This is a genomic window from Serratia sp. Nf2, from assembly GCF_003028435.1.
GTDB lineage: Bacteria > Pseudomonadota > Gammaproteobacteria > Enterobacterales > Enterobacteriaceae > Serratia > Serratia marcescens_L.
On the sequence record NZ_PYTW01000001.1, the window covers coordinates 106,421 to 129,378 of the forward strand.

Annotated in this window: 18 protein-coding genes and 1 pseudogene; 12 read left to right on the forward strand and 7 right to left on the reverse strand. The window is 61.8% G+C overall.

Annotation, left to right across the window (positions count from 1 at the left end; genetic code table 11):
- Window positions 1–10 precede the first annotated feature (10 nt).
- The 3 genes and pseudogenes from C9411_RS00505 to C9411_RS00515 form a co-directional block, all read left to right on the forward strand.
- On the forward strand, window positions 11–1,021 hold the full coding sequence (locus C9411_RS00505) for a LacI family DNA-binding transcriptional regulator (protein ID WP_107226202.1): 1,011 nt from the start codon (window positions 11–13) through the stop codon (window positions 1,019–1,021).
- A 208-nt stretch (window positions 1,022–1,229) separates the two neighbouring features.
- Entirely contained in the window at window positions 1,230–1,616 is a 387-nt protein-coding gene (locus C9411_RS25930) for a hypothetical protein (RefSeq protein ID WP_233221852.1), read from the forward strand.
- A pseudogene (locus C9411_RS00515) lies at window positions 1,595–2,047 on the forward strand (serine hydrolase); the annotation flags it as partial. The gene C9411_RS25930 and the pseudogene C9411_RS00515, both read left to right, overlap by 22 nt.
- A gap of 537 nt (window positions 2,048–2,584) precedes the next feature.
- On the opposite strand, the gene C9411_RS00525 reads toward C9411_RS00515, so the two are convergent.
- The gene (locus C9411_RS00525) at window positions 2,585–2,920 is read right to left on the reverse strand and encodes a hypothetical protein (protein ID WP_107226205.1); all 336 of its coding nucleotides are present in this window, start codon (window positions 2,918–2,920) and stop codon (window positions 2,585–2,587) included.
- Window positions 2,921–2,945: 25 nt separating this feature from the next.
- Here C9411_RS00525 and C9411_RS00530 point away from each other — a divergent pair, with 25 nt between their 5' ends.
- Window positions 2,946–3,323 (forward strand): VOC family protein, encoded by a 378-nt coding sequence (locus tag C9411_RS00530; RefSeq protein WP_107226206.1) that lies wholly within the window; start codon window positions 2,946–2,948, stop codon window positions 3,321–3,323.
- Between the two features lie 85 nt (window positions 3,324–3,408).
- On the opposite strand, the gene C9411_RS00535 is transcribed toward C9411_RS00530, so the two are convergent.
- The gene (locus C9411_RS00535; protein WP_107226207.1) at window positions 3,409–3,867 is read right to left on the reverse strand and encodes a YbaK/EbsC family protein; all 459 of its coding nucleotides are present in this window, start codon (window positions 3,865–3,867) and stop codon (window positions 3,409–3,411) included.
- Window positions 3,868–4,035: 168 nt separating this feature from the next.
- Here C9411_RS00535 and C9411_RS00540 point away from each other — a divergent pair, with 168 nt between their 5' ends.
- Both C9411_RS00540 and C9411_RS00545 read left to right on the forward strand, forming a co-directional pair.
- Window positions 4,036–4,461, forward strand: coding sequence for a DUF2231 domain-containing protein (locus tag C9411_RS00540; RefSeq protein ID WP_107226208.1), 426 nt, complete (start codon window positions 4,036–4,038; stop codon window positions 4,459–4,461).
- Between the two features lie 10 nt (window positions 4,462–4,471).
- The gene (locus C9411_RS00545; RefSeq protein WP_107226209.1) at window positions 4,472–5,773 is read left to right on the forward strand and encodes a sorbosone dehydrogenase family protein; all 1,302 of its coding nucleotides are present in this window, start codon (window positions 4,472–4,474) and stop codon (window positions 5,771–5,773) included.
- 41 nt (window positions 5,774–5,814) lie between these two features.
- On the opposite strand, the gene C9411_RS00550 is transcribed toward C9411_RS00545, so the two are convergent.
- A complete protein-coding gene (locus C9411_RS00550) occupies window positions 5,815–6,423 on the reverse strand; it encodes a class I SAM-dependent methyltransferase (RefSeq protein ID WP_107226210.1) in 609 nt (202 codons plus the stop codon).
- A gap of 244 nt (window positions 6,424–6,667) precedes the next feature.
- Between C9411_RS00550 and C9411_RS00555 the strand changes: the two genes are divergently transcribed.
- The 4 genes from C9411_RS00555 (at window position 6,668) to C9411_RS00565 (ending at window position 10,236) form a co-directional block, all read left to right on the forward strand.
- Window positions 6,668–7,054 (forward strand): DUF2946 domain-containing protein, encoded by a 387-nt coding sequence (locus C9411_RS00555; protein WP_233221875.1) that lies wholly within the window; start codon window positions 6,668–6,670, stop codon window positions 7,052–7,054.
- A gap of 223 nt (window positions 7,055–7,277) precedes the next feature.
- Window positions 7,278–9,344, forward strand: coding sequence for a TonB-dependent copper receptor (locus C9411_RS00560; RefSeq protein WP_063989891.1), 2,067 nt, complete (start codon window positions 7,278–7,280; stop codon window positions 9,342–9,344).
- 141 nt (window positions 9,345–9,485) lie between these two features.
- Window positions 9,486–9,647 (forward strand): hypothetical protein, encoded by a 162-nt coding sequence (locus tag C9411_RS25770; protein ID WP_162838235.1) that lies wholly within the window; start codon window positions 9,486–9,488, stop codon window positions 9,645–9,647.
- Between the two features lie 109 nt (window positions 9,648–9,756).
- Window positions 9,757–10,236, forward strand: a complete 480-nt coding sequence (locus C9411_RS00565; protein WP_107226211.1) for a GNAT family N-acetyltransferase — start codon at window positions 9,757–9,759, stop codon at window positions 10,234–10,236.
- 13 nt (window positions 10,237–10,249) lie between these two features.
- Here the strand turns inward: C9411_RS00565 and C9411_RS00570 are convergent, their stop codons facing one another.
- Complete coding sequence (locus C9411_RS00570; protein WP_107226212.1) at window positions 10,250–11,143, reverse strand: LysR family transcriptional regulator; 894 nt, start codon at window positions 11,141–11,143, stop codon at window positions 10,250–10,252.
- Between the two features lie 84 nt (window positions 11,144–11,227).
- Here C9411_RS00570 and C9411_RS00575 point away from each other — a divergent pair, with 84 nt between their 5' ends.
- Complete coding sequence (locus C9411_RS00575; protein WP_107226213.1) at window positions 11,228–12,004, forward strand: NAD(P)H-dependent oxidoreductase; 777 nt, start codon at window positions 11,228–11,230, stop codon at window positions 12,002–12,004.
- 37 nt (window positions 12,005–12,041) lie between these two features.
- Here the strand turns inward: C9411_RS00575 and C9411_RS00580 are convergent, their stop codons facing one another.
- Complete coding sequence (locus C9411_RS00580) at window positions 12,042–12,596, reverse strand: NAD(P)H-dependent oxidoreductase (protein ID WP_107226214.1); 555 nt, start codon at window positions 12,594–12,596, stop codon at window positions 12,042–12,044.
- A 104-nt stretch (window positions 12,597–12,700) separates the two neighbouring features.
- Here C9411_RS00580 and C9411_RS00585 point away from each other — a divergent pair, with 104 nt between their 5' ends.
- Window positions 12,701–13,060, forward strand: a complete 360-nt coding sequence (locus C9411_RS00585; protein WP_063989896.1) for a helix-turn-helix domain-containing protein — start codon at window positions 12,701–12,703, stop codon at window positions 13,058–13,060.
- 4 nt (window positions 13,061–13,064) lie between these two features.
- Here the strand turns inward: C9411_RS00585 and entS are convergent, their stop codons facing one another.
- Both entS and C9411_RS00595 read right to left on the reverse strand, forming a co-directional pair.
- A complete protein-coding gene (gene entS / locus C9411_RS00590; protein WP_063989897.1) occupies window positions 13,065–14,348 on the reverse strand; it encodes an enterobactin transporter EntS in 1,284 nt (427 codons plus the stop codon).
- A gap of 60 nt (window positions 14,349–14,408) precedes the next feature.
- Entirely contained in the window at window positions 14,409–22,919 is an 8,511-nt protein-coding gene (locus C9411_RS00595; RefSeq protein WP_107226215.1) for a non-ribosomal peptide synthetase, read from the reverse strand.
- Window positions 22,920–22,958: the final 39 nt, after the last annotated feature.

Here is a 22,958-nt window from a genome sequence, read left to right on the forward strand (position 1 = left end):
CGACGCAACCATGATAAAACACCACAAAGCCACCGCCAGCGACGTCGCCGAAAAGGCCGGCGTCTCTAAATGGACGGTATCGCGCGCCTTTACGCCCGGCGCGTCGATCTCGGACAGCGCGCGTGAAAGCGTACTGGCGGCGGCGGCCGAGTTGGGCTATCGGCCAAACCTGCTGGCGCGCAGCCTGTCGCAAAAACGCACGCACATCATCGGCGTGGCCATCGACGAGATGAAGAACCCGCATTCGATGATGATGCTCGATATGGTCACCAAACAGCTGCAAACCCGCGGCTATATGGCGCTGCTGCTGAACATCACCGCCGGGGAAAACTACCGGGCGGTGATGGCGATGGCCGATCAGCTGCAGGTCGATGGCATTCTGTTCCTGGCGACGGTATTAACCCAAGAGTGGGCGGCCATCGCGCAAGATCTGCATCAGATCCCGCTGGTGCAGGTATGCCGCAATACGGAAAGTGAACATATCGATGTGGTCAATATCGACGGTTACCGCGCCGGCGAAGAGATTGCTGGGTTGCTGATAGAACAAGGTTATCAGCGCTTTGGCTACATGAAGGGGCCGGACACGCAAAGCAGCCATTTGCTGCGTATGGAAGGCTACCGCGACAAACTGATGGCCGCCGGCTTTCAGTTGGATCGGGTGCTCACCGCCGGCCACTACGATCGCCAACGTGGTTTCCAGCTGATGAGCGAATACCTGCAGGCAACGCCGGAAAGCGAGCGGGTTGAGGCGCTGTTCTGCGAGAACGACGTGTTGGCGCTGGGGGCGCTCGAAGCGCTCAGGCAAACGGCGCCGGCGTCTGCGATGGCCGTGGTAGGCTTCGACGATATCGACGAGGCAGGCTCAGCCAATTGGGCGCTGACCAGCTACAACCAACGTATCGACCGGCTGGTCGAGGAGGCCTTGAATCGCCTGCTCGACAATCGCGCCACGGTAGATGGTGCTTGGCGGCACGGGGAGTTGCGGGTTCGGCGGTCGCATTTGGCTGGGAAACCGGCGTAAGGATTTCTTTTTGTGTGACAATGTCACTATTGAGACTTGATGAGAACACATCGAGATAAAAAGAAAAAAACTCTATAGAAGAGAAAGTGTTACATCCAGAGGCCCCATAGCCAGCGGTGGCAAGTACCGCTGGGAACGGCATAGCAAACAGGCGGACGATGAGCAGTTGCCGCTGCGTGAAAGCATGCATGGGCGGATACAACATGGCATGGATTACACGCCGCTATTTCAATTTTTGCTCAGTAAAGTGGGCCAACCCTGGAGTGAAGTGCACAGCGAAGCGGTTAGTCGGTTGGATAAAGAAGCACCTATTTTTTACCTGGTGGCACTGCACCGTAAAAACTGGCAGAGCTATGTCTGCTGTGATGAGTCGAGCTATTACAGCGGACTATGCATAGATGAGCACGGGATACTGCAGAAAGTGAACCCGGCATTCACCGCAGAAGATGTGCCGGTGAGGTGCCGTTGTTGTACCTATACGTTCAACGGGGAACTGGTGCCCGTCACGGAAAAAAACTGGCAAAAACCCTATGAGAAGGAATCCTGGGAGCAGCTAATTTTGCTATTTTTTCAGGTGGGGGACCGGAGGCTCTGACCGCATTTATGAGATCTATAGGAGATACGGTTACTCGCTCTGACCGATATGAGCCAGAATTGACTGTCAATCCCGTGGATGATTTGCGAGATACAACGACTCCTGATGCGATGAGCAAGAGTATCAAGAAAATTTTGACCGGCGCAGTTCTCAGTGATTCATCAAAAGCGCAATTGAAAGAATGGATGGTCAATAACAAAGTCGCTGATAATATGCTTAGAGCGTCTCTTCCTAAAGGATGGAAAATCGCCGATAGGTCAGGTGCAAGTGATTATGGTGTCAGAGGGATAACTTCGATGGTCTGGTCAAATAATCATGATCCTGTATTCATCAGCATCTATGTGAGAAAAGCGGATACCTCTTTGGATGAACGCTCAGCGGTGATTCGTACTTTAGGTTCGCATATATTTGACGAATACCTTAGCCACTAAAGAATAGTAGTAAGAGGTTAGGGGTTCTACGGAAGAGCCCCGATAAGCAGCAGAGAGTTACGTACTTAGGAAATCTCCACGCTATGGCGGTTAGCATTTATCATGCTTAATTTAACATAATATACATTATGCGCACCTGGGTGATGATATGTGGATTCTGCCGTCCAGGCCTGATTCATGGGCTTTCTCCTGTGGCTTGCCATGCCGGCGCCGGCTGCTCATGCCGCTGAACTAATTCGTTTTTCAACCGGCCATAAGCCGCTGGGTTTTGCCGGCGGTCTTCTGCAGCCTGGTGTTTGTGTTGCTCAGCAATACCATGATGCTTGCGCAGAAAATCTCTGAACGCCAACTCTGTTCACTTGCTGCAGCAACGCCTGCCGGTAATGCCATTCTCGCCACGCGGCGTAGATCTCATATCATGCATCTTGTCATTCATACCATCCAACGCCGCCAGGCTTTCAATCTCCAGCAAGATATCAATCGTTGGTTTGGCACTGCTGTACTACCGATATGATGAATTGCCGTTAATACGCCAGCCTACATCTCGCGTAGTTTCAACGCTTCATCTTGATAACGTTCCAGCCACTGCGTCTCATAGCCCTCGACCGTGATGCTGCGTGCGCCATTTCCCGTTTCAGTAATGATGACCGGACATGATTTTCTAAGGCGCATACCTGCCGATATTGGCCAGAAATCCCCTGCTTTTTTGATCGCGCTACGTGAAATCTGATAAAACGTGGCTACTTCGACACTGCAGATTTCTCCAAAATGCGTCATATAAACGGACAGTATTTGCACGTTAAATGCGTATTGGCGTCCTTTTTCATCGCTTTCGGCGCCCGCCGCGGCGTTGGCTATACTGAATGGGAACATTCTTCCACGCTGCTGGAGTCTCTCCATGTTTGACCATGTGAAATTTGGCGTCAGCGACTTTGCCCTTAGCAAAGCGTTTTTCCTCAATGCGCTGGCGCCGCTGGGCGTAAAGATCGTTGCCGAAGGCGAGCCCGGCTATGGCGTCGAGCTGTGTTCCGATCGGGGTAACGTGTCATTGTGCCTGTTTCAAACCGATGAAAAGCCGGCGTATCTGCACCTGGCATTTGCCGCAGGCAGCCGTGAACAGGTCGATACGTTCTACCACGCCGCGCTAAATGCCGGTGGCAAAGACAATGGCGCACCTGGTTTACGGCCCAATTACCATGCCCACTACTATGCGGCATTTGTGATAGCCCCGGATGGTCACAATATCGAGGCGGTTTGTCATAACCCGATGAGCTAGTGATTTTTCCTGTTAAAACAGCACATTAACCACGAGGTAACGCATTGTATTTAACATAATACAATTGTGACATCGTCACTTAACGTTACCCCGTCACGTCAATCCACTCTGCTCCGGTAATGCTGGCCAGGCGTTGTGGCGCAATTCTCACACCTGAGTTATCGCTGCCACCTGCCGGAAGCACTTCACCGTAGCTGCACAGGCTGCGATCGCAGTAAATTCTCACCGCTGCCGGTGCGGCAAAGGGGCAAACGCCGCCGGGCGGATATCCGGTCAGCGCCTCCACATCCTCTGCCGGCAGCATGCGCGCCTTTACGCCGAAGAATTGTTTGTACTTCTTGTTATCGATTCTGGCGGTTCCCGCCATCACCAACAGCACCACGTCGTCGTTCACGCGAAACGACAGCGTCTTGGCGATCTGCCCGCTCTCCACGCCAAAGGCTTCCGCCGCCAGCGCCACCGTGGCGGTATTCTTTGCCAGCACCGTCACCGCCGTTTCCGGCGCGTGCTCGGCCAGAAATCGCTGAACGCGCTCTATACTCATGCCCTACCTCCCGATGTTGCTAAACCATTGATAATGCCGCAGTGAGGGTTTCGGTTTTAACATCGCATGCTAAAAATGAGAATCAAAATTGTTCAAATCGGTGAATCTGAACAAAGCTTTAAGGGGCCTACGCCTTTTTTACCTATCATTTTTCATGGAGATACCTGCATGACCACGCAAACGACAGCAAGGCCCTCTACGGTCGCGGTGGCCGTCTATGAATGGCTCAACCCAATACCTTATGGGTTTTTCACCGCAGCGCTGATTTTCGACATCATCTATGCCTGCACGGCGAATATTCAGTGGGTCAATGGTGCCAGCTGGCTGATCGCCATCGGCCTGGTTTTTGCCATTATTCCCCGGCTGATTAACCTGGTTCAGGTGTGGTTCGGCAGCGGCCGGCTGCAGGGTTCACCGGTCAAGCTCCATTTCTGGCTGAATCTGGTGGCCATCGTGCTCGCCATCATCAACGCTTTCGTGCATAGCCGGGATGCGTATGCCGTGGTGCCGCAAGGTTTGGTGCTGTCTGCGATCGTAGTCGCGCTGCTGAGCCTCGCCAACATTCTGCTGGCCGTGGGCGCCCGCGCAAAATAAGGAGGTTTTCATGAAGCTATCATCCACCGCGATTGCGCTTTCCGCCGTGCTGGCGCTGGCCGGCTGCGATAACAGCGCCGTCATTTCGCCGGAACAACAAATGGGGCCGGATCCTGCGTTGCCGGCGGCACAAGACTTCCTGATGCCGCCGATGCAGGTGCCAAAGGGCGTCGGCTGGCAACAGAACCAGATGCCGAAAGTGGCCGAGGGTTTAAAAATCGACAAGGTGGCGGACGGTTTGCTGCATCCGCGCCAGCTGCTTACCCTGCCCAACGGCGATGTCCTGGTGGTGGAAGCCAACGGGCCGGGCACGGAGGCGGTGAGCACGCCCAAGCAGCTGATCGCCGGGTTGGTGAAAGGCCAGTCCGGTAAAGGGGGCAAAGGCGGTAACCGCATCACCCTGCTGCGCCCAACCGCCGACGGCCGCTGGGAAAAGCATGTTTTCCTCGAGGGGCTCGATTCCCCATTCGGCGTCCAGCTGATTGGCAACACCCTGTACGTGGCCAACACCGGCAACATCATGCAGTACGCCTATCAGCCGGGCGAAACGCGCATCAGCGATGCGGGTAAAGAGCTGGCCGATCTGCCGGACACCATCAACCATCATTGGACCAAGGCCCTGCTGGCCAGCCCGGACGGTAAAAAGCTGTATGTCGGCGTCGGTTCCAACAGCAACATCACCGAAAACGGCCTGGCCGTAGAGTACCGGCGCGCCGCCGTGCTGGAAGTGGACACCGCCTCTGGCGCCAGCCGCGTCTTCGCCAGCGGCCTGCGCAACCCGACCGGGCTGCAGTGGGAACCGCACAGCGGCAAGCTGTGGGCCATCGTCAACGAGCGTGACGAGATCGGCGCCGATCTGGTGCCGGACTACCTGACCTCTGTGCAGGACGGCGGCTTCTACGGCTGGCCTTACAGCTATTTCGGCCAGCACGTCGATCGGCGGGTGCAACCGGCGCGGCCGGATCGGGTGGCGAAAGCCATCAAGCCGGACTACGCCCTCAGCTCGCACGTCGCGCCGCTGGGGCTGCTGTTCTATACCGCAAGCGCACTGCCGGCCGAGTATCGCGGCGGCGCCTTTGTCAGTGAGCACGGCAGCTGGGATCGCTCGCCGCTGAACGGCTACCGGGTCAGCTACGTGGCGTTTGAGCAAGGCAAACCGGTCGGCAAACTCAAAGCGGTGGTCACCGGCTTTGTCTCCGACGACGAGAAGGAACTCTATGGCGCACCGGTAGGATTAACGGTCGACAAGGCCGGCGCCCTGCTGATTGCGGATGACGTAGGCAACACCGTTTGGCGCGTCAGCGCTAAATAACGTTAACGGGCAGGTTCTTGGGGGATCTGCCCGTGACATTGTCACTCAACACCCTGCGCCAACCAGACCGTTCTTCCGCCGCAGGCGGGATCTTCCACCACATGGTCAACCACGCGGAAGCCGTTCTCCTGCAATAAACGTCTGTACTCCTCCGGTGCCAGGCTGGCGTGAAACAGCGGCTGTCCTTCGAAGCTGCCGATCGCCACGCCGTCGGCTGGGCCGCTGGTGAACATCAGTACGGCGTGCGGCCCAGCATGTCGTCTGAACAGCGGAAACATCCGGCGCTGATCGTCGCGCGCCAGATGAAAGAAGCTGTCCCAGGCCAGCAGGCCGTTGAACTTCGCTGCTAAATCCAGCTGGCGCATATCCATTTGCCGCCATTCCTGCTGCGGAAAACGCTGCCGGCAGCGCGCGATCATCGCCTGCGCACCGTCGATGCCGGTGACCCGATGCCCCTGTTCGATAAAATAGGCGGCAATCGGCACGCCATTGCCGCAGCCAAGATCCAGCAGCCGCGCATTGGCCGGGGTGAGCTGCAAAAAGCGGTCGAGCCACGGCCGTTCAAACAGCGTGGTGGGTCTGAGGCGTTCCCAGGCGGCGGTATGTTCGTCATAAAGCGGAATAATGGTGCTCGCCAGTTTTTCCGTCATTAATATTGTCCCCGTCACGTGATTGGCGCAAAAAAAATAGCCTTTGGTCAGAATTAAAGCGCTTATCCGATAATATATTCATCAACAGACCGTTGACCAGAAATAAAAGGTTTTAACATTTCGACATAAACCAGTACAATTCCCTACCCTGTGTTAACCCTTTTTTAGGTTGATTGTGTCGTTAATTCAGCGCTCTGCATCGCGACATCGGGCCGCCGCCTGGTTAGGGATGTTTGCCATTCTGATGTTGTTCATTGCGCCGGTGGTCTCGCGATCCCTGGAGCATGTACGCGCCGGAAGTGCTGGAACGACCGTCATGGCGGATTGCGGCATGGAGATGCCGATGCATCACGGGATGCACTCGCCGCCGCCTGAGCCTGAAAAAACCGCGCAGCCGCTGATGCAGCACGGCGGCGGCCATCACAACATGGCGATGATGATGGACGACAGCGCCTGCGGCTACTGCGTGCTGTTGCTGCACGCACCGCTGCTGGACGTGAGCCACGCCCCGCTGTTCTGGTCCCAGTCGCTGGCTTCGCACCCGCCGCCGATTCACTATCTCGTTCCTCTCTTTGCCCACGTCGTTCACACCGAATTACAGCCGCGCGCGCCCCCCGTCTCTTTCCTCTGATTTAACAATAAGCCCATTGCCGTTCTCTGTATTGCCGTTGTTCGCTTCAACCCGGCGGAATTAATTCGCCCAACGGTTAATCATCGAGACGTCATTATTAATCCGGTTATTCCACGTTGAGGGAATTAACCACGTATTTTCCGATGGTGATTTTCGCCAGGCCGCCCCACGCCTGAATAATCCTTCGGTCAAGAACGGAAAAGAGTTAGCTTAAGGAAAGATGATGTTTAAACCGACTTATAAAAAGAACGCCGTTACCCGCGCCATCACCACCGCCATGCCGTTGTTCCTGCTGGCCGGCCACGCGGCGCAGGCGCATCAGCACCCTACCGACGCACAGGTTAATGATGGCGACGTGATCACCGTCACCGCGCCGCTCTACTCTCCGCTGACCATCGTCACCTCGCCGAAAACCCCGCGCCAGCCGGTACCGGCCAGCGACGGTTCGGACTACCTGAAAACCATCCCCGGCTTTTCGCAGATTCGCAACGGCGGTACCAACGGCGATCCAGTGTTCCGCGGCATGTTCGGTTCGCGGTTGAAGATCCTCACCGACGGTTCGGAAATGCTGGGCGCCTGCCCAGCGCGGATGGATGCGCCGACCTCTTACATCTCGCCGGAAAGCTTCGATCTGTTGACCATCACCAAGGGGCCGCAGACGGTACTGTGGGGGCCGGGATCGTCGGCGGGCACGGTGCGTTTCGAGCGAGAACGCCCGCGCTTCGACAAGCCGGGGATCAAGGGCAGCGCCAGCGTGCTGACCGGCTCCAATGGCCGCTGGGACGAGAATATCGACGCCAGCCTCGGCGCCGAACAAGGCTACCTGCGGGTGATGGCCAACAAATCCCGCTCCAACGACTATCAGGACGGAACGAATACGCGCGTGCCGTCACGCTGGGACAAGTGGAATGGCGACCTGGCGCTCGGCTGGACGCCGGACAACGACACGCTGCTGGAAGTGACCATGGGCCGCGGCAACGGCGAAGCGCGCTATGCCGGCCGCAGCATGGACGGTTCGCAGTTCAAGCGCGAAAGCCTGGGCATGCGGGTGGAAAAATCCAACATCGGCGAGGTGTTGGATAAGCTGGAAGCGCAGGTCTACTATAACTACGCCAACCACGTGATGGACAACGTCACCCTGCGCTCGCCGGGCAGCGGCGGCATGGGTGGCCACGGGGGCCATGGCGGTATGAGTATGGGCGGCCACGGCGGGCACATGATGTCCTCCGGCATGACGATGCAGCTCGATCGCCGCACCGTCGGTGGCCGCGTGATGGGCACCTGGCAGTGGCAGGACGTGAAGCTTGAAAGCGGCCTGGACACCCAAACCAACACCCACCGCAGCATGAGCCGCGGCAGCTGGGAAAAAGACGCCCAGTTCAACAGCTATGGCGCCTTCAGTGAACTGACCTGGTCCACCAGCGAACAGGATAAACTGATCGGCGGCGCGCGTCTTGACCGAACCCTGGTGGAGAATTTCCGCAGCGGCAGCGACGGGGAGCGTTCGGACACCCTGCCGAGCGGTTTTATGCGTCTTGAGCATACGTTGGCCGACCTGCCGCTGATGCTGTATGCCGGCGTCGGTTATACCGAGCGCTTCCCGGATTATTGGGAACTGTTCTCGCCGAAGCTCGGCCCGAACGGCAGCAAGGATCCGTTCTCCAGCGTCAAGAGCGAGAAAACCACGCAGCTCGACATCGGCGCGCAGTACAACGGCAAGCGCTTCAACGGCTGGGTCTCCGCTTACGTGGGCCGCGTCGATGATTTCATCCTGTTCAAATACGATCCGCACAACGCGCGTCTCAGCCAGGCCGATAACGTCAACGCCAACATCATGGGCGGCGAAATGGGCATGGGTTACCAGCTGAGCGAGCACTGGAAAACCGACGCCAGCCTGGCCTACTCCTGGGGCAAAAACACCCGCGACGGCCGGCCGCTGCCGCAGATCCCGCCGCTGGAGGCGCGTCTGGGGCTCACCTATGAGTACGGCGACTGGAGCGGCACCGGCCTGTGGCGTTTGGTCAGCAGCCAACACCGCGTGGCGATCAACGAAGGCAACGTGGTAGGCAAAGACTTTGCCGAAAGCGCCGGCTTCGGCGTGCTTTCCGCCAACGCCGCCTACAAGGTGAATAAAAACGTCAAGCTGAGCGCCGGTCTGGATAACATCCTGAACAAGACCTACAGCGAACACCTCAACCTGGCGGGCAACAGCGCCTTCGGGTATTCGGCCAACAGCGCGGTGAATGAACCGGGTCGCACCCTGTGGGCCAAGGTTAACGTCACCTTCTAAACCGTTCACCGGGCGATGGGCAACCGTCGCCCGGTCAGGTGATATGCGATCCGGTTCTTAGGATATGAGTTTTAAGTTTTTCCCATTCGGTTGAGCGGCGATTACTATCATTCTCAACGTAATCACCGATCCGGAGGGAATATGCAAAAGCTCACTCGTTTTCTGGCCCTGCTCGGCGAGCTGATGATTGAAAAAGCCGAAGACGCCGCGCCGCAGGCTGCCCAGCCTGACGATCGCGACGACGCGTTGCCACCGCGCCTTGAGCGTGGCGTTCCGCTGGCCGACCGCTTCCTGTTCATGTAATTCCCTTCACGGTTTTTTGTCCGGCACGTTCCGGTATTTCATTATCGGACGCCTGCGTCTATCTTCTTTCGATGGTTCCAGCCGATTCATCATAGGAGAGAGCAACGCAATGAAGATCAGAACGGTAACCCCGCAAGACGCTGAAGCCCTGACGCAGTTATTGAATGACGTGATCGACGCCGGCGGCACGACGGCGATAGAAATGCCCCTCACCCCCGCTGAATTCAGCGAATGGTTCATCAGCGGCAGCAATGCGCTGAGCTGCCAGGTCGCGGAGGTGGACGGGCTGTTAGTGGGCTTCCAGTCGCTGAGCGCTGATGATGCCCTGCCGCCCGATACCGCAGATATTGCCACCTTCTCCCGCCTGTCGCCGAAGGTGCCTGGCGTCGGCAGTGCGCTGTTCCCTGCCACATTAGCGGCGGCGAAGTCGCACGGTTTCAAGCACATCAACGCCACCATTCGGGCGGATAACGTCGGTGGCCTCGCCTACTATCACAAAATGGGCTTTCGCGATTACGATCGTTTGCCGCAGGTGCCGCTCAGCGATGGCACGCCGGTCGACAGAATCAAAAAACGCTTCTCCCTTTAACCCGCCAACCCGCTCACACTGAACGCACGATATGTTCGCGCAGCCACCGGTGAGCGGGATCCCGGTGCGATCGTTCGTGCCAGAGCATGGTCATTTCAAAGCCCGGCACCGCCAGCGGCGGCTCAAGCTGTTGCAATAAAGGCTGGTTGCGCACCAGCCGTTCCGGCAGCATCGCCACCAAATCGGACTGCGTCAGCACCGAGATAACGAACAGAAAATGCGGCACGGAAAGCACTACGCGCCGCGTCAGCCCCACGTCCGCCAACGCCCTGTCGGTCATGCCATAGAACCCGCCGCCGTCCGGCGAGACCATGACCTGCTCCAATTGGCAAAATTGTGCCGGCGTCAGCCTGGCATGCAGTTTGGGGTGGCCGATTCTGCCCACCAGCACATAGCGTTCGCTAAACAGCGTGCGCTGCCGCAGGCCGGATGGCGCCCCTTCGCGGGTATGAAACGCCAGGTCGATCTCTCCTTGCTCCGCCCGTTTGGCGAGGCGCGCCGGTGCGATCTCCAGCACCGCCAGCCGGGTGCCGGGCGCCGCCGTGCGCAACCCGTTCAGCGCCGGCAGCACGATGGTGGATTCGCCGTAGTCGAAGGCGGCTACGCGCCAGGTATCACTCGCCACGGCGGGATCGAACGGCGTCGCCGGCGTCACCGCCAACTCGAGCGCCGCCAATGCCTGGCGCAAAGGCTCCCGCAGCTGTTCCGCTCTGGCGGTCGGGCGCATGCCGCGCGGGCCGGGCAACAGCAGCGGATCGTCAAAGATCGCCCGCAGTTTGGCAAGATGCACGCTGACCGCCGGCTGGGAGAAATTGAGCCGCTGCGCCGCGCGCGTGACGTTATGCTCCGCCAGCAGCGCGTCGAGCGTCACCAGCAGGTTGAGATCCAGCCGCCTTAAATTATTCATAGTTATACCTGGGATAACGGTAATTCATTTCTAATATACCGACTAACGCCCTACTCTGCAGCTCTCACACCAAGGAGAGCTGTTATGAATGTGCTGATTGTTTACGCCCACCCGGAGCCGCTGTCGCTGACCGGCTCACTGAAAAATTTCGCCGTTGAACGCCTGATGCAGGCCGGCCATCAGGTACAGGTGTCAGACCTGTACGCCATGAAGTGGAAAGCGGTGCTCGATGCCAGCGACAGCCTGGAAGACCCGGCAACGGCTCGTTTCGATCCTTCGCTGGATTCGAAGCGTGCGTTCGCCAACGGCATGCAGAGCGCCGATATCGAACGGGAGCAGCAAAAATTGCGCTGGGCGGATGCGGTGCTGCTGCAGTTTCCGCTGTGGTGGTTCTCGATGCCGGCGATCCTCAAAGGCTGGGTGGAGCGTGTGTATGCCTATGGTTTTGCCTACGGCGTGGGTGAGCATTCCGACACCCATTGGGGCGACCGTTACGGCGAGGGGACGCTGGCGGGCAAACGGGCGATGCTGATCGTCACCGCCGGCGGCTGGGAGTCCCATTACGCCCCGCGTGGCATCAACGGGCCGATCGACGATATCCTGTTCCCGATCCAGCACGGCATGCTGCACTACCCGGGCTTCGAGGTGCTGCCGCCGTTCGTCACCTACCGCGCCGGCAAAACCGATGAGGCACGCTTTGCCGCCCTGCGCGAGCAGCTCGGGCAGCGGCTGGATAATCTGTGGAACGCCGAGCCAATCCGCTTCAGGCGGCAAAACGCCGGTGACTATCTGATCCCGCAGCTGACGCTGAAAGCGCATCTCGCGCCGGGGCAAAACGGTTTCGGCGTTCATATCGAGTAGCCGGACGCGCACGCCCTGGCGCATCCGGGGCGTGCCGTTAATTCAGGGCGGCGAGAAATGCCTGGTAGCCTTGCGCGCTGCTATCCAATTCGTGGGATTGCAGCGGCTCCACCGTCCCGTCCGAAGCGGCCTCCTTGCCGTAAAAGGCGAAGAACGAGGCATAGTCGGCCCGCACGTAGCCGGCGGTGACTTCAAACGGCCGGAAGATTTCCTCCAGCGAGTAACGATAGCGCCCGTCGCGCGCATAATCCTCTGCACGCACCCCCGCCGTGACCGCCAGCGCCAGCTTCTTGTTTTGCATCTTGTAGCCGCTGCGGGAACCGTAGGCCCAGCCGTAGGTGAGCACGTCGTCCAGCCATTTTTTCAGCAGCGGCGGGCTGCTGAACCAGAAAATCGGGAACTGCAGCACGATGTTGTCATGGGCTTCAATCAGCCGCTGCTCTTGAGCGACGTCGATCTGCCAATCCGGATAGGCCTGATGCAGTTCGTGCACGGTATACCGCTCCGGATAGCGCCGCAGCTCCTCCAGCCAGCGTTTGTTGACCACCGAGTTCGCCATATCGGGATGGGTCACCACCACCAAGGTTTTCATATCGATTTCTCCAGTCAGGTGTCTACCGGCGCATCATAGGTTATGCTGGAACAATGTAAAATACGCACACTCGCGACACATACTTACCCTGGAGAAAGTACCCGATGACCGCCGAATCCCACTGCAGCCCAACAGGCATCAGCCTCGAAGACACCGGCTATGGCTATACGCTGTCGGTGATCAACGGCAAATATAAAATGATTATTCTCTACTGGCTGGCGTTGTATAAGCCGGTATTGCGGTTCAACGAGCTGCAGCGCTGCATCGGCACCATTTCGTACAAAACGCTGAGTTCGACGCTCAAAGAGCTGGAAAAAGATCGCCTGGTGGTGAGAAAGGAGTATCCGCAGATCCCGCCCAAGGTGGAGTACAGCCTGTCCGAGCGCGGGCGTTCGCTGATCCCGGTGATCGACATGATGTGCGACTGGGGGGAACAGCACCGGCCGGAACAGCCGGTGCCATGAGGGGTTAGTTGTCCGCCGCCGCTGAGGTTGCCGGCGCGGGCTCATCGTGCTCGACCAGCGCGTCCGCCGGCCGGCACTGGCGCAGCGTACGCACGCTGAAGGCCACCAGCACGCCGAGCGCGGCGGCGAATGCGCCAAACGACAGCACGCTCATCAATGGAGTAAACACCCTGCCCAGTACGCCGAGCCCCAGCGCGCCGATCGAATCACCGGTTACGTCCTGCGCGGTGCCGAGGCTGTTCACCCGCCCCAGCAGATGATCCGGCGTGTTGCTCTGGATCAGCATGAACTGCAGGAGCGAAGCGATGGCATTGGCGTAGCCGTAGCAGACCAGCGCCAGCAGCGCCGGCGCCAGGTGGCTGAACAGCCCCAGCGAAGCGATAGCGGTAAACGCGACGATGGCGGCGACCAGGATCAGCACGCCGGGACGAGCGTATCGCCCCACCCAGCCGCTGGTCAGCGCGCCCAGCATCGCGCCGAGCGGCACCGCAGAATACATCAGGCCGATAGAGGACGCGCCGACGTGGTAAGCGTCCTGCGCCAGCGCCGGGAACAGCACCCTGACGGCGCCGACGATGCTCATCAGCATCCCCAGCAACACCACCGACCCCACCACCTTATTGCGCCAGACAAACTGGAAGCCGCTGGCGAGCGCGCGCAGCGGGTGTTCCGGCTCCTGCTGCTGCGGCAACAGCGTCGGCAGGCGCACCAGCGGGACCAGGGTGCCCAGCGTTCCGGCGGCGGCCACGGCGAACGCCAGCCCCACGCCGCCGAACACGATAATGATCCCGCCCAGCGCCGGCGCCAGGATCGCGCCGATGCGCACCGTCACCATGCTCAAGGCCCCCGCCGCCGCCAGGTTTTCACGCCCGACCAGCAGTGGGATCACCGCCATCAGCGCCGTCATGCCCAGCGCCCCGAAGAACCCGTCCCAGGCCGCCAGCAGGTAGAGCGCCCACAGCGACGGCGCCGGGGCGAAGGCGTTCAGACTCAGGGCGACAAAGCCCAGCCCGCAGGTGCCGCGCGCAAACAAGATCAGCTTACGGCGATCGTAGCGATCGGCGAGCACGCCGCCCAGCATCAGGCCGATAAACATGCCCACTCCGTCCAGTGCCACCGCCACGCCCACCTGCAACGTGGAGCCGGTCATCGCCTGGATCTGAATCGGCACCCCCACCGCCAACATGCCGAGGGAAAACACCGACAGCATGCGGGCGCAGAAAATCGCGCGGAAATGCGCATTGCTTCTCAGCAAACTGAAATCAAGAAAAAAAGAAGGTCTGGCCATAGTGTCCTGCATATCATGTTTTAGTAGGGGCCGGGACGCACGCCCCCCGGCCCGGTTGCGTTATACCAACCCGTATTGCCGCGTCAGCAGCTCGTGCAATAGCGGGCCAAGCGTCTCCAGCGAAGCCGGCGACAGAATGTCCGCGTGTTCGCAGCGCTGGTGATGGCAGATCAGCCCATCCAAATACGGTGCCCACACGGCGTCGATATCCATCTCCGGCGGCAGCGTCTGGTCGGCGACAAACAGCGTCGCCGTGCCGTGGAAACGCCGGCTGCGCGCCTGAGACAGAATGCGCACCGCGTCGCGGTAGTTGGCGACGATGCTGTCGAACATCGCCGCCTTCTCCGCCATCAACGCCGGATCGCCATGATCTTCCGCCATAAACTCGGCCTGCTCCTGCGCCACCTCTTTCTGCGCGTCCTCCTCGCTGGGGCCTGTCCAATCCTGGCCTTCCGGCGGATAGGTATCCAGCATGCCGAGGAACGCCACCTCTTCGCCCTGCTGCTGCAGGCGCGCGGCCATCGAGTGCGCCAGCGTGCCGCCGAGCGAATAGCCCAGCAGGTAGTAAGGCCCCTGTGGCTGCAGGCGGCGCAGATTAGCGAGATGCCGATCGACCATCTGCTCGATATCCTCGCAGGTGGCGATAGCGCCATCTGGTCTTGGCGACTGCAGGCCGATGATGGGGTAGCTCCCCGGCAGATAACGGCTCAGCCCCGAATACTGCCAGGCGAAACCGGAAGCCGGATGCAGGCAGAACAGCGCCGGGCCTTGGCCGGCCCGCAGTTGCAGGCACTCGCCGACGCCGCGGCTCTCGGCCGAATTGGCCGCCTGCGCGTCATCGAGCAGGTGCGCCATCTTCTCCAGGCTGCGGGCGAACATGATCTGCCCGACGCTCAATGGCCGAGGGACGCGCCGACGCAGCTCCGCCGCCAGACGCATCGCCAGCAGCGAATGGCCGCCCAGCGCGAAGAAGTCGTCGTCGGCATACACCGTCTCGCGCCCCAACAGTTCCCCAAACAGCGCCGCCAGCAGGCGCTCGCTGTCGCTCTCCGGCATGCGGCCGCTCTGATGGCTCAGCTGCGGCCGTGGCAACGCCTTGCGATCCAGCTTACCGCTGGCGCTGAGCGGGAAACGGTCGGTCATGACATAGCTGACCGGCATCATGTGCGCAGGCAAACGCTGCTCCAGCGCCTGATGCAGCACGCCGGTATCCAGCGTCACGCCCGGTTGGGCGATCAGCCAGGCAACCAGCTGGCGCATATCGGCGCCGTCAAGCCCCGTCGCGCCCTCGCCCAGTTCGATGGCGTGCACCGCCGCTTGCGCTACCCCCGGCTGCGCCAGCAGCGCCTGCTCGATTTCGCCCAGCTCGATGCGCTGGCCGCGGATCTTCAGCTGATCGTCGCTGCGCCCCAAATACTCGACGCTGCCGTCTTCCAGCCAGCGGGCGATATCGCCGGTGCGATACATGCGCGCGCCGTTGCCGGCGGGATCGGCGACAAACCGCTGCGCCGTCAGCCCCGGCCGATGCATATAGCCATCGGCCAGCTGAATGCCGCGCAGGTAGAGATCGCCGGCGCAGCCGACGGGCACCGGCCGCAGCATGGCGTCGAGAATGCTCAGTTGGGTGTTCCAGACCGGTTTGCCGATCGGCACGCCGGCGCCGTTCACCGCCGCCAACGCCGCGCCGGACGCCGGTTGGTAGGTGACATCGACCGCCGCCTCCGTTGGGCCATACAGGTTGTGCAGCGGCGCGGTAACCAACGCCTGATAGCGGGAAGCCAGTTCACACGACAGCGCTTCGCCGCTGCAGAACACGCGTTTCAGGCTGGCGGCGGCGCGCTGTGGCGCCCGTTCGTTCAAGGCCTCTACCCAGATAGCCAACATGGACGGAACGAAATGCAGCGTGGTCACGCCATAGTCGTCGATCAACGTCGTCAGCGCCTGCGGATCGCGGTGTGCCTCCGGCGGCGCCATCACCAGGCGCGCACCAACCATCAGCGGCCAGAAGAATTCCCAGACGGAAACGTCGAAGCTGCACGGCGTTTTCTGCAATACCACGTCCTGCGCATCGAGCGCATACTCGTGCTGCATCCAGAACAGGCGGTTGACGATTGCCCGGTGGTTCACCACCACGCCTTTCGGCCGCCCGGTAGAGCCGGAGGTATACAGCACGTAGGCGGGATAATCGCCGTTCCCCGCCGGTTGGCGCGCTGCCGGTTCGCGCCCGCTCTCGTCCAGCGCATCGAACAGCAGCGTCGGCGCCAGCGCGGCGAAGCGGGCATCCAACGCGCTTTCGGTGATAATCAGCCGCGGCTTGGCGTCCTCCACCATGTAGGCCAGACGTTCGTCCGGGTAGCCGGTGTCCAGCGGCAACCAGGCGGCGCCGGTCTGCACAATCGCCGTCAACGCCAGGCTGAGGCGCACGGAACGCGGCAACGCGACCGCGACGATGTCCCCCGGCTGAATGCCGGCCACCGTCAGCCGCTCGGCCAGCAGCGCGGCCTGGCGCTGCATGTCACGGTAGCTGAGGCTGTGCCCGGCATCCTGTAGCGCGATGCGTTCCGGTGTGCGCCGCGCTTGATCGGCGATCGCCTGATGCAAGGTGGTGTCCGCCACCGCCTGCCCGGTGCGGTTGACCGCCGCGATCAGCGCCTGCTCCTGCGGGGTTTGCAACTGCCAGCGCGGCAGCGGCAGATCCGGCTGGGCGATCCACTGTTGCAGCAGCGCCATCAGCCGCGCGGCGAAGCGTTCAGGCTGCGGCACCGAGGCGCGGTACTCCATCAGCAGGCGCAGACGTTCGCCCGGCAGCACCAGCAGCGTCAGCGGATAGTGGGTATAGCCTTTGTTGCGGATGGCGTCGCAGCGCAGCGATCCTGCTCCGCCCAGCAGAGCGTCGTTGTCCGGGTAGTTCTCCACCACCAACAGCGTATCGAACAGCGTGCCCGCCCCGGCCAGGTGCTGAATTTCCCCCAACCCCAAATCGTCGTGCTCCAGCAGTGCAATCTGCCGGTGCTGCAGGTCGGTCAGCTGTTCCGTCAACGAACGGTCATGCTGCAGACGAACTCGTACCGGCAGCGTGTTGCTGAACAGGCCGACGTGTTCCTCGACCCCTTCTATCTGGCCAAAGCGGCCGGACACCGGCGAGCCGAACACCACGTCCTGCTGGCCGCAACAGCTGGCCAGCTGCAGCGCCCAAATGCCCTGCATCACGGTATTGAGCGTCAACCCGCGTTCGCGGCACAGGGTCAGCAAGCGCTTTTCCTCGGCCGGCGGCAGCGTCATTTCCAGCTCATGCACGCGATCGTCCTGCGCGTCACCGAACAGTAACGTCGGGCGCACATCCTGCAGCGTCTCACGCCACAGGCGGCGCGAGGCTTCGGCATCCCGCGCGGTCAGGCGACGCACGATATCGGCATAGTTCGAACGCAGCGGCGGCAACGCCTGTTCGCCTTCACGCAGGGCCAGCATCAGATCGTTGAGCACCACCGGCGTCGACCAACCATCGACGATCAGGTGGTGCGCGTTAAGGAACAGCGTGTAGCGTTCGCTATCGCCGTGTTTGACCCACAGCGCATGCAGCATCGCGCCCGGCTGGTTGAACAGATCGCGCTGCAGTTCCTGCTGCTCCAGCCGGTGCAGTGCCTGTGCCTCCTGTTCTTCGGCCAGCGGCGGCAGCCTGTGGCTGTCCAACGGCCATTGGCTTTCCTGCGGTATCAGCTGCAGCGGTTCGCCCTCGCGGTTGAATCGGGCGGCCAATTGCGGATGGCGGCGGATCACCGCATCCAGCGCCTGCTGAAGTTGAAGCACGTCCAGTTCGCCGCAGAGGCTCAGGCGCGTCAACGAGTTATAGCTGCCGCCCTGCTGCGCCGTCTGCGCATGGAACAGCAGGCCGTGTTGCAGCGGCAACAGCGGCAGCGCCGCGGCTAACGGCCCGCACTCCCGCTCCCAGGCGCGCACTGCCTCATCATCGACGCCCGGCTGGGCGATCTCGGCCGCCACCAACGTCGCCGCCGCGCGTTCGGGATGGCGTTCGGCAAATTCGCACAGTGAACGCACCGCTTGCTCAATGCCGCTGTGCAGCTGCGTTATGTCGCTCTCGCTGAAAATCGCCTCCAGCCAGCTCCAGTTAATCGCCAGGCAGGCGCCGTCGCGCCGTTCCTCGACAAAGATGTTCACTTCCAGCCCGTAAGACAGCGCCTGCTGCGCATCCTGCGCCACGGCGAAGGCGTCGCGGAAGCGGGTTTGGCTGCGCTGCGGCGCCCAGTGCCCTTCATCTTGGCTGAAGCGCCCGAGGTAGTTGAATAAAATCTCCGGGGCGTTGCGCTGCGCCAGCGCCGCCAGGTCGTCGCGCTGTGGATGCAGATAACGCAGCTGGCCGTAGCCGACGCCGCGATCGGCCACCGCTCGCGTCGCCCGTTTCACCGCGCGCACGGCCTCATTGTGCTCGGCGTCATGCAGTTCGATGCGCAGCGGGTACTCCGCCGTCAGCCAGCCGACGGTGCGGGCCAGATCGAGGCCGTCGTCCAGTTCGGCGCGGCCGTGCGACTCCAGAGAGAAACGCAGCGAAGCGGCCTGAAAACGGCGGCGGCAGGCCTGAGCCAGCGCGCACAGCATGATCTCCTCAACCTGGGCGCGATAGCCCTGCGGCAATGTGCCGAGCAGCGCGGCGGTCAACCGGCTGTCGAGCAGCGTGCGCCGTTCGTTCACCGAGGCGATGCGATCGGTCTGCGGTTCCAGCGCGCGCCGGCCCAAACGCGGCACGCCGTCCGCCAGCATTTGCCGCCAGAACGGCAGCTCGGCTTCCCGGCGCTCCACGTCTGCGCGTAAACGCGCGGACCACTCATAGAGCGAGGTTTCTTCCGGCGGCAGCGTGATCGGCTGCCCCTGCATGGCGCTGTCGGCCACTTGCCGCAGCTCCTCGAGCAGGATGCGCCAGGAAACGCCGTCGACCACCAGGTGGTGGATCGCCAGCACCAGCCCCAGGCTCTGCCCGTCACGCTGCAACAAGATCGCCTGCATCATGGCGCCGGCCGCCGGATCGAGATGCTCGAGTGCGGCATCGAAAGCCTGTTCCGCCGCCGGCTCCAGTTCGCTGGATACGGTCTGAACCTGCATGAACTCAGCGCTAGCGGCTTCTTCAACCACCAACTGGCCATCGCGGATCCGGGCGCCCAGCGCCGGGTGGGCCGTGCGCAGCTGTTCCAACGCATCACGCAGCTGTTCCGGTTGCAGCTCGGCAGGCACGCGCAGGAAAACGCCGTGCGCGAAGCGGCGATGCATATCGCCCGTCTCGGCAAACCAGTGCAGGATCGGCAGCCCGTCGATCGGGCCTTGCCGCACGCTGCGTGGGGTCTGAGAGTCTACGACCAGCGGCTGCATCGCCTGCGCCATGCGCGCGGGGGTGTGCAGCGCGAAGATCTCGCGCGGCCGCAGCAGATAACCGTTGCGCCGCAGGGCGGTGCCCAACCCCATCGCCGAGATGCTGTCGCCGCCGAGCGCAAAGAAATCGTCGTCGGCGCCGATGCGCTCCATCCCCAACAGGTGGGCCATCGCGTGGCAAATCAGCCTTTCCTGCTCGGTGGCCGGTTCGCGAATGCTTTGCGCCAGCGTCTCCTGCGGTTTGGGCAGCGCCTGGCGGTCAATCTTGCCGTTGACGTTGAGCGGCAGCTCCGGCATCACCACCAGGATCGCCGGCACCATATAATCCGGCAGACGCTGCGCCAGCTGCCCCAGCAGCTCGTTTTGCAGCGCCGGCGAGGCGCGGCGCGCGTCATCCTGCACCGAGCAGTAGCCGATCAGGCGATAGGTGGCGCCGATCGGCTCGGCGATCACCACCGCTCGCCCTACGTCCGGCAAGGCGGCCAAGGCGCTTTCCACCTCACCCAGCTCGACGCGGAAGCCGCGCACCTTGATTTGATGATCGGTTCGGCCAATGAACACCAGCTGGCCCTCCGCGCTCCAGCGCATCAGATCGCCGCTGCGGTACATCACCTCGCCTTCGGCGAACGGGTTGGCGACAAAGCGCGCCGCCGTCAGATCCGGGCGCCGCAGGTAACCGCGCGCGATGCCTTTGCCGGAAATGTACAGTTCGCCCGCCGCGCCGATCGGCACCGGCTGCAGGCGGCTGTCGAGCAGCCAAACTGAGGTATTGGCGAGGGGACGGCCGATCACCGGCTGGTCTGCGGCCGTCACCGGCGCGCCGAGGGTATCGACGGTGTATTCGGACGGGCCGTAATAGTTGTGGATCTCCACTTCCGGATGCTGCTGCATCAGGTTCCACAGCGTCGGCGTCGCCGCCTCGCCGCCGATCATCACGAACGACGGCAGCGGGAACTGCCCTTTCAGCAGGCCGCAGTCCACCAGTTGCGAGAAGAACGACGGCGTGATGTCCAGCAGATCGATCGGCGTCTGTTGGGTTTGTTCCAGCAGCGCCCAGGGGTCGCGGCGCAGCTCCTCATCGAAGATAACCAGTTCGCTGCCCATCATCATGCAGAACAGCGGTTCCCAAGAGGAGTCGAAAGAAAACGAGGCGGTATGGCCGGCGCGCAAGCGGCGCGCGTGGCGAGCCTGGAATTTTTCGATCGCCGGGCCAAACAGAGAAGCCTGGTGCGACAGGAACAGGTTCAGCAGCCCGCGGTGTGTGGACATGACCCCCTTGGGTTTGCCGGTCGAGCCGGAGGTGTAAATCATGTAGGCGAGATGCGCCTCGCTCAGCGGCACACGCCGTTCGGCATCCGTTATCGGCGTGGCCTCGGCGGCCGCGCAGCGCGCCAGGCACGGGGCGTCGTCCAGGCACAATATCTGCGGCAGATCCGGCATGTTGGCCCGCGTGGCGCGGTGGGTCAGCAACATTACCGGCCGCGCGTCGTCGCACATCAGCGCCAAACGTTCACGCGGATAGTCCAGATCGAGCGGCATATAGGCCGCGCCACTGGCCAGCACGCCGAGCAGCGCGACCAGCGTGTCCACCGAGCGTGGAATGCCGATGGCGACAACGTCTTCGGCGCCGATGCCGTTTTCGATCAGCACTCGCCCCAGTTGCATCACCCGTTCGGAGAGCTGCCGGTAGCTGAGGCGCACGTCGCCGCAGGCCACCGCCAACGCCTCGGGCTGGCGCTCGACCTGGCACTGGAACGCATCCATAATCGAGACCATGCCCGCCGGCGGCGTCAGCTCGGCGCCGCGCCCCCAGGCCGCGAGTTGTCTGAGTTCCCCATCGCTGATTAGCGCCAGTTGGCCGTTCGGCTGGCGCGGCTGCCGCGCCAGCTGCTGCAGCCAATGGCCGATGCGCTCCGCGTGATGATGCAAGGTGCGCGGCGAGTATTTGGCCGGGTTGGCGACCAAAGACAGCGTCAGCACGCCGCTTCGAAAACCGATCTCAAACTCCAGATCGTCGACCGGCCCCATCGCCAGCGTATGGGTGGTGGCCGCCTGACCGTCGAACGACAAGGCGCTGTGGTAGACCTTGACGTTGACCACCGGGCCATACAGTTCCTGATGGCCGCCGACCAGGCCGAGATCGCGTTTGATCTGCTCCGCCTCATAGCGTTGATGGCGGCGCGCCTGCTTGATCTCCGCCACGGTGGCCTGGCAGACGTCCGCCAGCGACATCGCCGGCGTCACGTTCAGCAGCAGCGGCAGCACGTTGACCACCGGGCCGACCGCCGCCAGCGCCTGCGACCCCATCCGGCGCATGAAAGGAAAGCCGACTGAGAAGCGGGTTTCACCGCTCATGCGCGCCAGATACATCGCCAGCGCCGCCGTGACGATATCGGCCGGTTGCAGCGACTGCAGCGCATCATCGCGCAGCGCTTCGTCAAACAGCGATTCAGGCAGCACCAGCGCCTGTTTGAGCGGCCGGGCACCCGGTTCAACCTCCCGACTCTCCGTCGATAATGACAGCGGCGACGGCAAATCGCGCAGATGCTGGCGCCAGAATTCGGCCGCCCGCTCACGTGCGGTCGACGTTTGCCATTGCTGAAACTCTTCCACCACCTTGCCGAACGGGGTAAACGGCGAGGCCGCCGGCGACAGCCCGTGGCGCAGCGCGCGATAGATATCGGCGATCCGGCGGGTGATGGCTTCGAAACTGAAGCCGTCCAGGGTCAGATGATGAAAGCGCTGGTACCAGAACCAGCGCTCGGCGCTGACGCGGATCACCGCATGGCGATAAAGCGGCCGTTCGCCGTCCGCCGGCAAATCCTGCGCCAGATCGTCGTTCATCAGCGCCAGCGCCGCCTGTTCGGCGTCCGGCTGCGTGCTGAAATCGAACCACTCCGGCGCCTGCACGCGTGCAGGGTCGGCTATCAACGGTAAACGCTGCACCGGCTGGCCGTCCTGCGCCTCAAAGAACCGCGCCTGAACCGTATCCGCTTCGGCCAGCCCCTGACGGATGGCACGCTCCAGCGCCGAGCGGTCGATAGCGCCGTGCAGTTCGGTGTAGTGCGCCACGGCGAAGCCGTTGCGGCGTAGCGCGATTTGGTCGGCGATCCAGATCCCCGGTTGTGCTGCAACCAGCGGATAATCCCGATACTCGACCTGAGTATCCGGCAAAGAAAGCGTTTCTGACATGGTGTCTGTCCTTTTCCTCAAACGGAATGTATCGATGTG